Origin of the sequence: Streptomyces sp. SM18 (genome assembly GCF_002910775.2) — a bacterium.
Taxonomy (GTDB): domain Bacteria; phylum Actinomycetota; class Actinomycetes; order Streptomycetales; family Streptomycetaceae; genus Streptomyces; species Streptomyces halstedii.
On sequence record NZ_CP029342.1, the window covers coordinates 6,144,427 to 6,158,343 of the forward strand.

Sequence of the window (13,917 nt, forward strand, 5' to 3'; positions counted from 1 at the left end):
CGGGCGGGGGCTTCGGGGCGAGGGTGCGCACTCCCGGACCCGGGGTTCAGCAGGCACCACCACGGGAGGGGTGGGCACCCCACTCCGTACGGGGGCCACCCCCCGTACGGTGGTCTGCCATGAGCTCCACTCCCGCCCCGCTCCCGGCGGCCGTCCAGCGCTCGTGGGACGCCTCCACGTACCTGTTCACCGGCCTGCTGCTGGGCCTCGCCGGCTATGTCCTCACGTTCCTCGTGGCGGCGGTCCTGCTCTTCGCGGCCGTGGTCATCGGCCTGCCCGCGCTGCCCGAGGCCGCCACGCTGCTGCGCCGGCTCACCGGCTGGGAGCGGCGCAGGACGGCGGAGCGGCTCGGTGAACCCCACCGGCCCGCGCCGTACCTCCCCCTCGACACGGGGGAGCTGGGGGAGCGGGTGCGCCGTGTCCTCACCGACCCCACGACCTGGCGTGACGTCCTGTGGCTGCCGTTCCAGGCCGTGGTCGGAGGCGCCCTGGCCTACCTCGCGATGGTGCTGTGGCCCGTCGGCCTGCTCGTGGACGGCATCGCCCTTCCCGTCACCCACCTGCTGGACCGCAGGGCGGCCGACGAGTACGGGACCCCGCCCCCGGTCCGCCGGGGCTGGGTCCTGCGCTGGCACCCCGTCCTGGCCGACCTGTCGGCGAGCTGGAGCCGCTCGGTCCTCACCGCCCCGGTCACCGACGGCCTCACGGAGCGCGTCGCCCAGCTCACCGAGAGCCGCGCCGGCGCGGTCGAGGCCCACGGGGCCGAACTGCGCCGTATCGAACGGGACCTGCACGACGGAGCCCAGGCCAGGATCGTCGCCCTGTCGCTGCGCATCGGACTGGCCAGACAGCTCCTGGACCGTGACCCGGCGGCGGCCAGGGTCCGCCTCGACGAGGCCCAGGACGGCGCGGACGCGGCCCTGGCGGAACTGCGCCATGTGGTGCGCGGCATCCACCCACCGGTGCTGACGGACCGTGGACTGGCGGGCGCCGTACGGGCGTTGGCGGCCGACGTGACCGTCCCCGTCGAGGCGGAACTCGACGCGGTGGAGGACGGCCGACGGCTCCCGGCCGCGATCGAGGCCGCCGCCTACTTCGTGATCGCCGAGGCGCTCACCAACATCAGCAAGCACAGCGGGGCGACGACGGCGACCGTCCGGATCGGCAGGGGCGCGGGCACGCTGCGCGTACACATCGGCGACGATGGGCACGGCGGCGCGGACGAACGCGCCGGCAGCGGGCTGGTCGGGATCAGGCGGCGGGTCGCCGCCCTGGACGGGACCACCCGGATCAGCAGCCCCGCCGGGGGGCCGACGGACATCGAGGTGGAGCTGCCGTGCGGATCGTGATCGCCGAGGACAACGCGTTGCTCAGGGAGGGCATCATCCTGCTGCTCACCAGCTCGGGGCACGAGGTGGTCGCCGACGTGGCCACCGGGCCCGAGGTGCTGCCCGCGCTGCTGGAACACCGCCCGGACGTCGCCGTCCTGGACGTCCGCCTGCCCCCGGCCTTCCGTGACGAGGGCCTGCGCGCCGCGCTCGCCGCCCGCGCCGAGATGCCCGGCCTGCCGATCCTGGTCCTCTCCCAGTACGTGGAGGAGACCTACGCCGCCGAGCTGCTGGCCAGGGGCGCGCAGGGCATCGGTTACCTGCTCAAGGACCGGGTGGGCCGCGTCGAACAGTTCCTCCAGGCCCTGGAACGGGTCGCCGCGGGCGGCACCGCGCTCGACCCCGAGGTGGTCTCCCAACTGCTGACCCGCAAGGCGTCCGCGGGGCCCCTCCAGAGCCTCACGGCCCGGGAACGCCAGGTGCTGGAACACATGGCGCAGGGCAAGGCCAACGGCACGATCGCCGCCGAACTCGTGGTGACCGAACGGGCCGTGAGCAAGCACATCGGCTCGATCTTCGCCAAGCTGGGCCTGGAACCCGACGACGGCACCGTGCACCGGCGCGTCCTGGCCGTACTGGCCTACCTGGAGGGCCGGGACACCCTCTGACCGTGCGGGCCCCGGCGCGGCGCGGGGCGGTGTGAGGCGGTGCGGCGCGCTCGGGCCGCGCCCCGCGCTGACGCGGTACCGCACCACCCGGGGACAATGCCCGCCATGGACACGAGCGCCCCCGCCCCCACCCCCGCCTCCGTTCCGGACCTGGCCCGGCTGACGGCCCGCGCCCGGCGCCTCGCCGTTCCCGGGACCCGCCGCCTGCTGGGGATCGCCGGGGCGCCCGGCTCCGGGAAGTCCACCCTGGCCGCCCGGCTCGTGGACGCCCTCGACGGGCAGGCGGTGCTGGTCCCGATGGACGGCTTCCACCTGGCCGGGGCCGAGCTGGACCGGCTCGGGCGCACGGAGCGCAAGGGCGCCCCCGACACCTTCGACGCCGCCGGGTACGCGGCGCTGCTCCGGCGGCTGCGCCACGCGGAGGGGCCGGAACCGGTGTACGCGCCCGCCTTCGACCGGACGCTGGAGGAGCCGGTCGCCGGAGCGGTCCCCGTGCCCTCGGACACCCCGCTCGTGGTGACCGAGGGCAACTACCTGCTGCTGGACGAGGGCCCCTGGGCACCGGTGCGCGGACTGCTCGACGAGGTGTGGTTCCTGGAGGCGGAACCGGCGCTCCGGGTGCGCCGGCTGGTGTCCCGGCACATGCGGTACGGCAGGTCCCGCGCGGACGCCGAACGCTGGGTCGCCGGGTCCGACGAACGCAACGCCCGGCTGGTGGACCACCACCGCGACCGGGCCGACCTGGTGGTACGGGTGGGGTGAGCCGGAGACGCCGGGCAGCGGCGGCCCGGCACGTCCCCCGATACCGTTCGCGTCGTCCGGGGCGGGCGGGCAGGATGCTGTCTGCCGTGCCGTCGCCCGCGGGCGGTCCACGGCCTCGTGCCACCGTCCCGCCAGGAGGTTTCCATGACCAGCCCCGCCGCCGGAACCGGCCGGCCCGTCCCCTTCACCGCCGACGACTACCGGGCCCGGATGGCACGTGCGGCCGGGGCCGCCGACGCCGCGGGGCTCGCGGGCGTCCTCGTGGCCCCCGGCCCCGATCTCGTCCACCTCACCGGATACCGCCCGACCGCGGCCACCGAGCGGCTCACCCTGCTCGTCCTGCGGGCCGGCCACGACCCCGTCCTGGTGGTCCCCGCCCTGGAGGCGGCGGACGCCGAACGCGCGGTCGGCGCACCCGCGTTCACCGTACGGGACTGGACCGACGCCGCCGATCCGTACGCCCTGTCCGCCGGACTGCTGGGCGACACGGGCAGGTTCGCGGTCAGTGACAACGCCTGGGCCCTGCACCTGCTGGCCCTCCAACAGCTCCTCCCCGGCACCGCCTACGCCTCGCTGACCGCCGCCCTGCCGATGCTCCGGGCGGTGAAGGACACGGCCGAACTGGAGCGGCTCGCGGCCGCGGGGGCCGCCGCCGACGCCACGTACGAGCGGATCCTGAAGGTCCGCTTCTCCGGCCGCCGGGAGACCGACGTGGCAGCCGATCTGGCGTCCCTCCTCCGGGAGTACGGCCACGAGCAGGTCGACTTCACCGTGGTCGGTTCCGGCCCGAACGGAGCCAACCCGCACCACGAGGCAGGTGAACGCACCATCGAGCGGGGCGACATGGTCGTCCTGGACTTCGGAGGCCTCAAGCACGGCTACGGCTCCGACACCTCCCGCACGGTGCACGTCGGCGAGCCCACCGCCGAGGAGCAGCGGGTCCACGACATCGTGCGCGAGGCCCAGGAGGCCGGATTCCGTGCCGTACGCCCCGGGGCCGCCTGCCAGGACGTCGACCGGGCGGCCCGTGCCGTCATCACCGAATTCGGTTACGGCGAACGGTTCATCCACCGCACCGGCCACGGCATCGGCGTCACCACCCATGAACCGCCCTACATGATCGAGGGCGAGGAGCAGCCCCTGGTGCCCGGCATGTGCTTCTCGGTGGAGCCGGGCATCTACCTCCCCGGCCGCTTCGGCGTCCGCATCGAGGACATCGTCACCGTCACCGAGGACGGCGGACGGCGGCTGAACACCACCCCGCGCGAGCTGGCGGTGGTCGAGTAGGACCGGCCGCGCCGGCCCGGATCCGCCTCGCCGTCCCCCCCCCCCCCCCCGCGCGCCTCCCCGCTCAGTCGTCGGCCAGCACCACGCACGACTCCGGCGGCAAGTGCAGCACACCGTCCGCGCCGGGCGCCTCGACCGGGGTCCAGGCGGCCAGCACCCGGCCCCCGCCCGCGCGGTGCCGGCCGAGCCCCAGGGGGAGGGCGGCGGGCCGGCCGGCGAGGTTGACGGCGATCCGCAGATCGCCCCGGCGGTAGGCGATCCAGCGGGCCCGCTCGTCGTACGCGGTCCGGACCGAGGCCAGGTCCGGATCGCACAGGTCGGGCATGGCGTGGCGCAGCGCGATCAGTTCGCGGTACCAGGCCGCCATCCGGGCGTGCGGCTCCCGCTCCGGTTCGCTCCAGTCGAGGCACGAACGGGCCCGGGTCCCCGGATCCTGCGGGTCGGGGATGTCCTCGGCGGCCCAGCCGTGCGCCGCGAACTCCCGCCGCCTGCCCTCCCGTACGGCCCGCGCCAGGGCCGGATCGGTGTGGTCGGTGAAGAACTGCCACGGGGTCCGGGCGCCCCACTCCTCGCCCATGAAGAGCATCGGGGTGAACGGCCCGGTGAGCAACAGGGCCGCCGCGCACGCCTGGAGCCCGGGGGAGAGGGACGAGGCGAGGCGGTCACCGAGCGCCCGGTTGCCGATCTGGTCGTGCGTCTGGGCGTATCCGACGAAGCGGTGGGCGGGGGTCCGGGTGATGTCCACGGGACAGCCGTGCGTACGGCCCCGGAAGCTGGAGTACGTGCCGTTGTGGAAGAACGCGGCGGTCACCGTCTTGGCGAGCGCGGCCAGCGGGGCGTCCGCGAAGTCGGCGTAGTACCCCTGGGACTCACCGGTCAGCGCGGTGTGCAGGGCGTGGTGGAAGTCGTCGTTCCACTGGGCGTGCAGCCCGAGCCCGCCCTCGGCCCGCGGCGCCGTCGTCCGCGGGTCGCACAGGTCGGACTCGGCGATCAGCGGCAGCGGGCGGCCCAGCACCGACGAGAGCGCGTCCACCGCCGCGGACAGCTCCTCCAGGAAGGTCAGCGCCCGGCCGTCCGCGAGCGCGTGCACCGCGTCCAGCCGCAGCCCGTCCAGCCGGTAGTCCCGCAGCCAGGCCAGCGCGCTGCCCAGCAGATACGCGCGCACCTCGTCCGAGCCGGGGGCGTCCAGGTTGACGGCCGCGCCCCAGGGCGTGTGGTGGGTGTCGGTGAAGTACGGGCCGAAGGCCGGGAGGTGGTTGCCCGAGGGGCCGAGGTGGTTGTGCACCACGTCCAGTACGACGGCCAGGCCCCGGCCGTGCGCCGCGTCCACGAAGCGCTTCAGGCCCGCCGGTCCGCCGTACGGCTCGTGCACCGCCCACAGCGACACCCCCTCGTACCCCCACCCGTGGGTACCGGGGAAGGGGCAGACCGGCATCAGCGACACATGGGTGACGCCCAGGTCCACCAGGTGGCCGAGGCGTGCGGCGGCCGCGTCGAAGGTGCCCTCCTCGGTGAACGTACCGATGTGCAGCTCGTACAGGACGGCGCCCGGCAGCCCGCGCCCGGCCCACTCGCTGCGCCAGGCGTAGGCCGCGTGGTCGACCACCGCGCTCTCGCCGTCCGGGCCGTCCGGCTGGCGGCGCGAGCGCGGGTCGGGCAGGACGGGGCCACCGTCCAGCACGAAGCCGTAGCGGTCGCCGTCCACCGCCTCGGCCGTGGCCGTCCACCAGCCCGCGCGCAGCGGATCGGCCTCCATCGGCAGGCGGCCGCCCCGCGTCGCCAGCAGGACCGACTCGGCCCGAGGGGCCCACACCTCGAACTGCATCCACCACTCCTCGTCCACGGACCGACAGGACCCCCGCAGGGGCCCCATGTTCGGCGGAAGTCGCACGCACGGTCGCCGGAACACTGGAGCGAGTCCGTACCTGGCCATTAGGGTCTGGTCCTGATCATTGCCCTACCGGCTTCCGCTCATACGTGGCAGACATGCGTGGAAGCACCCGGAACGCGTACCAGGTCCCTCTGACGGCTGCTGGAGGCCGAGATGACCGTGCCGACCTTCCCACCCGGCTTCCTCTGGGGAGCCTCCGCCTCCGCCTTCCAGACGGAAGGGGCGTACGACGCGGACGGCAAGGGCCCCTCCGGCTGGGACGCCTTCGCCGCGCAGGGCCGGATCAAGGACGGCACCGACACCACCCGGGGCACCGGCTTCCACGAGCACTACCGGGAGGACGTCGCCCTGCTCGCCGGGCTCGGCGCGGACGCCTTCCGCTTCTCCGTCAGCTGGCCCCGGGTCGTCCCCGGCGGCAGCGGCGCCCTCAACCCGGCCGGGCTGGACTTCTACGACCGGCTCGTGGACGAACTCTGCGCGCACGGCATCACCCCCGCCCCCACGCTCTACCACTGGGACACCCCGCTCGCCCTCGACGAGGAGGGCGGCTGGCTCAACCGGGACACCGCCTACCGCTTCGCCGAGTACGCGGGCATCGTCGCCGAGCGGCTCACCGACCGCGTCCCCATGTGGATCACCGTCAACGAACCGGCCGAGGTGACCCTGCTCGGCTACGCGCTGGGCGAGCACGCCCCCGGCCGCACCCTGCTCTTCGACGCGCTGCCCGCCGCCCACCACCAACTGCTCGCCCACGGCCTGGCCGTACGGGCGCTGCGCGCCGCCGGTGCCGGGAACATCGGCGTCGCCCTCTCCCACAGCCCCGTCTGGACGGCCGGCGAGTCGGACGAGGACCGCATGGGCGCGGAGCTGTACGACACCCTCACCAACTGGCTGTTCGCCGACCCCGTGCTCACCGGCCGCTACCCCGAGGGCATCGCCGGCCTCATGCCGGGCCCCGTGGAGGACGACCTCGAAACGATCTCCGCGCCCCTCGACTGGTACGGGGTCAACTACTACAACCCGACCCTCGTCGGCGCCCCCGGACCGGAGGCACGGGCCTCCTTCTCCGGGTACACGATGCCCGAGGGGCTGCCCTTCGGGATCCGCGAGATCCAGGGGTACGACACCACCGACTTCGGCTGGCCCGTCGTCCCGGCGGGGCTCACCGAGACCCTCCGACAGCTCCGGGACCGCTTCGGCGACCGGCTGCCGCCCGTCTACATCACCGAGAACGGCTGCGCCGTGGACGAGCCCGTCGCCGACGCGCGCCGCATCGCCTACCTGGAAGGCCACCTGGGGGCGCTGCGGACGGCCATCGACGCGGGCGTCGACGTACGCGGCTACTTCACCTGGTCGCTCACCGACAACGTGGAGTGGACCGAGGGCGCGAGCAAGCGCTTCGGGCTCGTCCACATCGACTACGAGACGCTCCGGCGCACCCCCAAGGAGTCGTACGCCTGGTACCGGGACGTCATCCGCGCCCAGCGCGACGGCTGACGTTCCCTCAGCCATACGGTGAGCGGGCGGGCCTGACGGGACGTCACGTCAACCGTTCCCGGTCAGTCCCACACCATGTCGATCGCCCGCTCGAAGTTCACGTACCCCAGGCGGGCGAAGGACCGCGCCATCGGGACGTTCCCGAGGTCGGTGGCGGCCCTGATCCGCTCCACGCCCCGCGCGGCGAGCACCCGGGTGCCCTCGGCCAGGATGTCGTCGATGTAGCCGTGGCCCCGGTGGGCCGGCAGCACGCCGATGTAGCCGATCATCGGGTGGTAGTTGTTGCGCGCCGGGAGCACGAAGCCGACCGGTTCGCCGCTCGGCAGTTCGGCGACCCGCCACCACTCGCGGGGCGACTTCTGACCGGTGATCTCCTCCTCGTACTGCCGCTCCGCCGCCTGCCGGGCGCTCATCCCGGAGGCCAGGTCCTTCTGCCCGTGCGCGTCGAGGGTCCCCTCCATCACCGGTGTCATGAGGGCGAGAAGGTCCTCGCGGTCCACGACCTGACGGAACACCAGCCGCCCGCTGTCCTCGGGCACCGGCGTACCCGCCCGCCACTCCAGACGCAGCCGCTCCACCAGGATCCGGGCGCCGCTCGCCTCCATGACCCGCGTCCGGGCCTCGACGCCGTCACGCGCCACCGGGTCGTCCCGCCAGTTGGCCGGGACGAAGCGCGCGTACTCGGGGCGGACCGCCCCGGCCGGTACCACGGCGGCGGTCGCCGCCTCCAGCAGCCGCAGCCCGGTCTCGGTGCGCTCGGGCTCCGGCAGGGTGTCGTCCAGGTCGAAGAAGTCGAGCAGCAGCGGCTCGGCGCCGCCCGGCTGGGCCCACCAGGCGATCCGGGCCACGACACGCTCACCGCGCAGGGCCACCCACATCCACGCGGGCCGACGGCGGCCGGCCGCGAGATCGTCGGCCAGTTCGTGGTCCAGGACGTAGGAAAGGCGGAGGAAGAGACCGAGCTCGCCGGCTCCGGAGAGCGGGCGGAGGATCAGTTCCGGTGGTGCTGGGGTCACAAAGGCTCCTCGGTACGGGGACCGCGGTCGGGGGACGGCGGCGCGCGACGGTAACAGCATCCGTCCGGCCGCCGCCCGGAATTAACCGCTCCCACGCAGGTCAGGCGGCACGAAACCGGGGTTCTTCTGGACACCCGCACACCCTGGGCCGACAATCGCACTGTGACGTCTTCCTTCGAGCACTCCACGTATCCCGCGCGGCTGTCGGACGCCCAGCGCGACCGGGTCCTCGGGGTGCTCCGGGACGGCGCCGCGCAGGGCAGGCTCTCGCACGACACCTTCCTGCGGCGGATGGAACTCGCCCTGGCCGCCCGGCGTTCCGAGGAGCTGTACGCGCTCACCGCCGACCTGGAGAGCGGCGGGCGCCTCTCGCGGGGCCTGTTCCGCGCGGTGGGCGGTGTCTCCGCCTTTCCGGCCCGGCTGCGGCGCGCCTGGCAGTCCGAGCGGCTGCCCAAGCTCCTGCTGCCCGCGCCCGGCCCGCACCCGCTGCACATAGGCCGCGACCCGGGCAACGGACTGCGGCTCAGCCACGAGACCGTCTCCCGGCGGCACGCCGAGCTGACCGCCCACGGCAGCCGGTGGATCCTGCGCGACCTCGGCTCGACCAACGGCACGTGCGTCAACGGGCAGCGGGTCATCGGCGCCGTCCCCGTGCGCGACGGCGACCAGGTGAGCTTCGGCCGCATGGCCTTCCTGCTCTCCGCCCCGCCCCCGCTGCCTCCGGCCTGAGGACCGCCCCCCGGCTCACCCCCGGTCCGCCGGGGCCTCGCCTCCCGCCCTCATGAGCAGGGCCACCGGCCGCTCGGCGAACAGCTCCGCCACGGCGACCTCCGGACCGGTGAACTCCCGCTCCGGGGACAGCAGATCGCGCCACCGGCCGCCCTCGGGCAGCGTCAGCGCCGTGTCGCGCCAGCCGCCCTCCTCCGAGAGCCGCAGCGACAGCCGGGTCACCGCCGTGACCACCTCACCGGACCGGCAGAACGCCAGGCAGTGTCCGGCCGCGGGGCCCCGCGCGGCCACCGGGGCGTAGGTGCCCGACTCGTCGAAGAGCTCGGGGCGGTCCCGGCGCAGCCGCAGCGCCGCCGCCGTGACCCCGGCCTTGTCGTCGTGCCCCTCGGGCGGGCGGGTGAACGGGCGGCGGTTGTCCGGGTCGACCAGCGCGATGTACTCCCGCTCCGTGCCCTGGTACAGATCAGGCACCCCGGGCATCGTGAGCTGCACCAGCGCCGCCCCCAGCACATTGGCCCGGACGAACGGTCCGAGCGCCGCCGTGAACCGGGCCAGCGCGGCGTGCGCCTCCCCGGTACCGCTGCCCGGCCCGGCCGCCACGAAGTCCGTCACCGCGCGCTCGTACGCCGGATCGGGCTCCGTCCAACTGGTGAACAGGCCCGCCTCACGCACCGCCTTCAGCAGCGCGGGCTCCAGCCTGCCCGCCGCCTCCCCGTCCGTCAGCCCCGCGCAGCCGTACGCCGACTGCCAGGCCCGCCAGGCCAGCTGGGGATCCGGGGCCGCCACCCCGGTCGCCCGGGACAACTGCGCCACCAGCGCGGACCACCGCTCCGGGCACTCCGACAGCACGGCGATCCGGGCCCGGGTGTCGCCGCTGTGCTTGGTGTCGTGCGTGGTCAGCACCGTGCCGGTGGCCGGCCAGTCCCGGGCGATCCGCGCGCAGTACGCGTGGAACTCGTCCGGGCGCACGGACGGCCGGCCCGGGTCGCCGCCCACCTCGGCCGCCGAGATCAGCGGCACGTACCGGTAGAACGCCGTGTCCTCCACCGACTTGGCGTGCAGCGCCGACGCCGTCTGCGCGAACCGGGCGCAGAACTCGGCCCGCGCCCCTCCCGCCCCGAGCAGGCCCAGCGCCAGGTCGCGCACCACGTCCACGGCCGCCGCCTCCTGGGGCACGGAGAACGCCGCCTTGGCGTCCCGGACCGCCTGGGGCGGCAGCGTGGACTCCGCGGCCTCCGTCGGCCGGACCCCCGCCGTGACGTACGGACGGTAGACGGGGACCCGGACCAGCAGCTCCCGGATCGCCGTACGCAGCGCCCACGGGGCGTGGTCCCGCAGCGCGGTGTCCCCGGAGCAGACCCGGACGGCGATCCGGGTCAGCCACTCCGTCTCGGCGGCCAGCTCATGGGTGACCACCCGGTAGGCGGCCCGGCGCACGGTCGCCGTCCAGTAGCCGCCGCGGTCCCCCGGGGGCCCCGCGAAGTCCCGGTAGCGGCCCAGCAGGTCCGCCGCGCCCGCCGGGTCGGTGAACAGCCCGTCGATCCGGCGCAGGGCGTCGTACCCCGTCGTCCCCGCCACCGCCCAGCCGGCCGGCAGCGTCTCCTCGGCGGTGAGGATCTTCTCCACCACCGTCCACCGTCCGCCGGTCGCCGTGTCGAGCCGTCGGAGGTAGCCGGCCGGGTCGGCGAGCCCGTCCGGATGATCGATCCGCAGCCCGTCCAGCACCCGGTCGGCCAGCAGCTCCAGGATCTTGGCGTGGGTGGCCTCGAAGACCTCCGGATCCTCCACCCGGACCCCGATCAGGTCGGAGACGGTGAAGAAGCGCCGGTAGTTCAGCTCCGTACGGGCCAGCCGCCACCACCCCAGCCGGTAGTGCTGGGCGTCCAGCAGCTCCGGGAGCGGAAGGTCCGCGGTGCCCTCGCGCAACGGGAACTCCTGCTCCCCGTAGCGCAGGACCGGGGTGCCGTCGTCCCGGGCGCCCGTCACGAGACGGTCGCTCTCCTCGCCGATCCGCCCCGCGAGGACGGGCAGCAGCACCCGCCCGCCGCCCGCCTCCCAGTCGATGTCGAACCAGCGCGCGTACGGGGAGCCGGGGCCCTCCCGCAGGACCTCCCAGAGCTGCCGGTTGTGGCGGGGGGAGGCCGCCATGTGGTTCGGCACGATGTCCACGACCAGCCCGAGCCCGTGCGCGCGCGCCGTGGCGGCCAGGTCCCGCAGGCCCTCCTCCCCGCCCAGCTCGGCCCGCACCCGGCTGTGGTCGACCACGTCGTAGCCGTGCCCGGAGCCGGGCACGGCCTCCAGGACCGGGGAGAGATGCAGATGCGAGACGCCGAGCCCGGCGAGATAGGGCACGGCGTCCGCCGCGGCGGCGAACGGGAAGTCCGGCTGGAGCTGGAGCCGGTAGGTGGCGGTGGGCGTCATGGACACGTACGTACCCAGCCGGGCGGCTTCTGTGTCACCCCGGGGGCCGGTGGGCACGGGGCCGGCCGTCCCCGTGACCCGATCGGCCCACGGGGACGGCCCTCAGGGGCCTCAGGCCGGGCGCTTGAGCACCGTCAGACTGCGCCCGAGCAGCGTCACCCGCTCGCCCGCCGACACCTTCGGCCCGGCACCCGGCGGCACCCCGTCCGGGATCCCCGTGTCCACCACGACCTGCCACCGCTTCCCGTGGTGCGTGGGAACGGTGAACTCCAGGGTGTCCGCGCTCGCGTTGAACATCAGCAGGAACGAGTCGTCCGAGATCCGCTCGCCGCGCGGACCCGGCTCCGAGATGGCGTGCCCGTTCAGGAACACCGTCATCGCCTTCGCGTGCGCGGCCTGCCAGTCCCGCTGGGTCATCTCGTCGCCCCGGGGGGTGAACCACGCGATGTCGGAGAGCTCGTCGTGGGTCCCCTCCACCGGGCGGCCGTGGAAGAACCGCCTGCGCCGGAAGACCGGGTGGTCGCGGCGCAGCCACACCATGGCCCGGGTGAACTCCAGCAGGCTGGTGTCCGTGCCGCCCCGGGCACCCGCCGCGCCGTCGTCCGCGCGGGCCGCCGCCGGGTCGGGCCAGTGCACCCAGGACAGCTCGTTGTCCTGGCAGTAGGCGTTGTTGTTGCCGCGCTGCGTACGGGCGAACTCGTCGCCGTGGCTCAGCATCGGGACGCCCTGGGAGAGCATCAGGGTGGCGATGAAGTTACGCATCTGGCGGCTGCGCAGCTCCAGCACCTCCTTGTCCTCCGTGGCCCCCTCCGCGCCGCAGTTCCAGGAGCGGTTGTGGCTCTCGCCGTCCCGGTTGCCCTCGCCGTTGGCCTCGTTGTGCTTGTCGTTGTACGAGACGAGGTCGTGCAGGGTGAACCCGTCGTGGCAGGTGGTGAAGTTGATCGAGGCCAGCGGGCGCCTGCCGTCGTCCTGGTAGAGGTCGGAGGAGCCCGTCAGCCGCCCGGCGAACTCGGCGAGGGTCCTCGGCTCCCCCCGCCACAGGTCGCGCACCGTGTCCCGGTACTTGCCGTTCCACTCCGTCCACAGCGGCGGGAAGTTGCCCACCTGGTAGCCGCCCTCACCCACGTCCCACGGCTCGGCGATCAGCTTCACCTGGCTGACCACCGGGTCCTGCTGCACCAGGTCGAAGAACGACGACAGCCGGTCCACCTCGTGGAACTGGCGTGCGAGGGTGGCCGCCAGGTCGAAGCGGAAGCCGTCCACATGCATCTCGGTGACCCAGTACCGCAGCGAGTCCATGATCAGCTGGAGCACGTGCGGGGACCGCATCAGCAGCGAGTTCCCGGTGCCCGTGGTGTCCATGTAGTACTGCGGGTCGTCGGTCAGCCGGTAGTACGAGGCGTTGTCCAGGCCGCGGAAGGAGAGCGTCGGCCCCAGGTGGTTGCCCTCCGCCGTGTGGTTGTACACCACGTCGAGGATCACCTCGATGCCCGCTTGGTGCAGCGCCCGCACCGCCTGCTTGAACTCCAGGACCTGCTCGCCCCGGTCGCCCCAGGAGGCGTAGGCGTTGTGCGGGGCGAAGAAGCCGATGGTGTTGTAGCCCCAGTAGTTGGCGAGGCCCGCGTCGGCGAGGCGGTGGTCCTGGACGAACTGGTGCACCGGCATCAGCTCGATCGCGGTGACGCCCAGCTCCGTCAGATGGGCGATGATCTCCGGGTGCGCGAGCCCCGCGTACGTACCGCGCAGCCCCTCGGGCAGGCCGGGGTGAAGCATCGTCAGGCCCTTGACGTGCGCCTCGTAGATCACCGTGCGGTGGTAGTCCGTACGGGGGCGGCGGTCGTCCCCCCAGTCGAAGTACGGATTGACCACGACGGAGCTCATCATGTGCGGCGCCGAGTCGAGGTCGTTGCGGTCGTTCGGCTTGCCGAAGGGGTAGCCGTACACCGCCTCGCCCCACTGGATCTTCCCGGAGATCGCACGCGCGTACGGGTCGAGGAGCAGCTTCGCCGAGTTGCACCGCTGCCCGCGCTGCGGCTCGTACGGGCCGTGCACCCGGAAGCCGTAGCGCTGACCCGGCATCACCCCGGGCAGATAGGCATGGCGGACGAAGGCGTCGGTCTCGCGGAGCTCCACCGCCGTTTCTGAACCGTCGTCGTGCAGCAGGCACAACTCGATCCGGTCGGCGGCCTCCGAGAAGACCGCGAAGTTGGTCCCGGCGCCGTCGTACGTCGCACCGAGGGGATACGCCTGTCCCGGCCAGACCTGCATCGATAGGACTCTTCCACTTCTGATCCGGGTGCTTCGGGGTTGTTGCCCCG

Annotated in this window: 10 protein-coding genes; 6 read left to right on the forward strand and 4 right to left on the reverse strand. The window is 73.9% G+C overall.

All coding sequences use genetic code 11. The features are described from left to right. The first annotated feature begins 119 nt into the window (after window positions 1-119). From B9S64_RS27325 to B9S64_RS27340, 4 genes are all read left to right on the forward strand, one after another. On the forward strand, window positions 120-1,349 hold the full coding sequence (locus B9S64_RS27325) for a sensor histidine kinase (RefSeq protein WP_103488472.1): 1,230 nt from the start codon (window positions 120-122) through the stop codon (window positions 1,347-1,349). Next, complete coding sequence (locus B9S64_RS27330) at window positions 1,337-1,996, forward strand: response regulator transcription factor (RefSeq protein WP_103488473.1); 660 nt, start codon at window positions 1,337-1,339, stop codon at window positions 1,994-1,996. The genes B9S64_RS27325 and B9S64_RS27330 overlap by 13 nt, the downstream gene beginning before the upstream one ends. A gap of 105 nt (window positions 1,997-2,101) precedes the next feature. Continuing rightward, window positions 2,102-2,758 carry a nucleoside/nucleotide kinase family protein gene (locus B9S64_RS27335; protein WP_103488474.1) on the forward strand — a complete coding sequence of 219 codons (657 nt, stop codon included), beginning with the start codon at window positions 2,102-2,104 and terminating at the stop codon, window positions 2,756-2,758. A 144-nt stretch (window positions 2,759-2,902) separates the two neighbouring features. After that, window positions 2,903-4,045 (forward strand): aminopeptidase P family protein, encoded by a 1,143-nt coding sequence (locus tag B9S64_RS27340; RefSeq protein WP_109492151.1) that lies wholly within the window; start codon window positions 2,903-2,905, stop codon window positions 4,043-4,045. Window positions 4,046-4,109: 64 nt separating this feature from the next. On the opposite strand, the gene treZ is transcribed toward B9S64_RS27340, so the two are convergent. After that, entirely contained in the window at window positions 4,110-5,870 is a 1,761-nt protein-coding gene (gene treZ, locus B9S64_RS27345) for a malto-oligosyltrehalose trehalohydrolase (RefSeq protein ID WP_109492152.1), read from the reverse strand. A 219-nt stretch (window positions 5,871-6,089) separates the two neighbouring features. Between treZ and B9S64_RS27350 the strand changes: the two genes are divergently transcribed. Then, entirely contained in the window at window positions 6,090-7,433 is a 1,344-nt protein-coding gene (locus tag B9S64_RS27350) for a GH1 family beta-glucosidase (RefSeq protein ID WP_103490732.1), read from the forward strand. Window positions 7,434-7,495: 62 nt separating this feature from the next. Here the strand turns inward: B9S64_RS27350 and B9S64_RS27355 are convergent, their stop codons facing one another. Beyond that, a complete protein-coding gene (locus tag B9S64_RS27355; protein WP_103490731.1) occupies window positions 7,496-8,449 on the reverse strand; it encodes a GNAT family N-acetyltransferase in 954 nt (317 codons plus the stop codon). 162 nt (window positions 8,450-8,611) lie between these two features. On the opposite strand from B9S64_RS27355, the gene B9S64_RS27360 reads away from it, so the two are divergent. Further along, window positions 8,612-9,178, forward strand: coding sequence for a DUF1707 and FHA domain-containing protein (locus B9S64_RS27360; protein WP_103490730.1), 567 nt, complete (start codon window positions 8,612-8,614; stop codon window positions 9,176-9,178). A gap of 15 nt (window positions 9,179-9,193) precedes the next feature. Here the strand turns inward: B9S64_RS27360 and treY are convergent, their stop codons facing one another. Together treY and glgX are read right to left on the reverse strand one after the other, a co-directional pair. Next, a complete protein-coding gene (gene treY / locus B9S64_RS27365) occupies window positions 9,194-11,599 on the reverse strand; it encodes a malto-oligosyltrehalose synthase (protein WP_103490734.1) in 2,406 nt (801 codons plus the stop codon). Between the two features lie 111 nt (window positions 11,600-11,710). After that, window positions 11,711-13,867, reverse strand: a complete 2,157-nt coding sequence (gene glgX, locus B9S64_RS27370; protein WP_103490729.1) for a glycogen debranching protein GlgX — start codon at window positions 13,865-13,867, stop codon at window positions 11,711-11,713. Window positions 13,868-13,917 lie beyond the last annotated feature (50 nt).

Excerpts from the sequence above, each read along its gene's own strand:
- glgX (WP_103490729.1), bottom strand. The coding sequence starts at position 13,867 with ATGCAGGTCTGGCCGGGACAGGCGTATCCCCTCGGTGCGACGTACGAC.
- B9S64_RS27350 (WP_103490732.1), top strand. The coding sequence starts at position 6,090 with ATGACCGTGCCGACCTTCCCACCCGGCTTCCTCTGGGGAGCCTCCGCC.
- B9S64_RS27335 (WP_103488474.1), top strand. The coding sequence starts at position 2,102 with ATGGACACGAGCGCCCCCGCCCCCACCCCCGCCTCCGTTCCGGACCTG.
- B9S64_RS27325 (WP_103488472.1), top strand. The coding sequence starts at position 120 with ATGAGCTCCACTCCCGCCCCGCTCCCGGCGGCCGTCCAGCGCTCGTGG.
- treZ (WP_109492152.1), bottom strand. The coding sequence starts at position 5,870 with ATGCAGTTCGAGGTGTGGGCCCCTCGGGCCGAGTCGGTCCTGCTGGCG.
- treY (WP_103490734.1), bottom strand. The coding sequence starts at position 11,599 with ATGACGCCCACCGCCACCTACCGGCTCCAGCTCCAGCCGGACTTCCCG.
- B9S64_RS27340 (WP_109492151.1), top strand. The coding sequence starts at position 2,903 with ATGACCAGCCCCGCCGCCGGAACCGGCCGGCCCGTCCCCTTCACCGCC.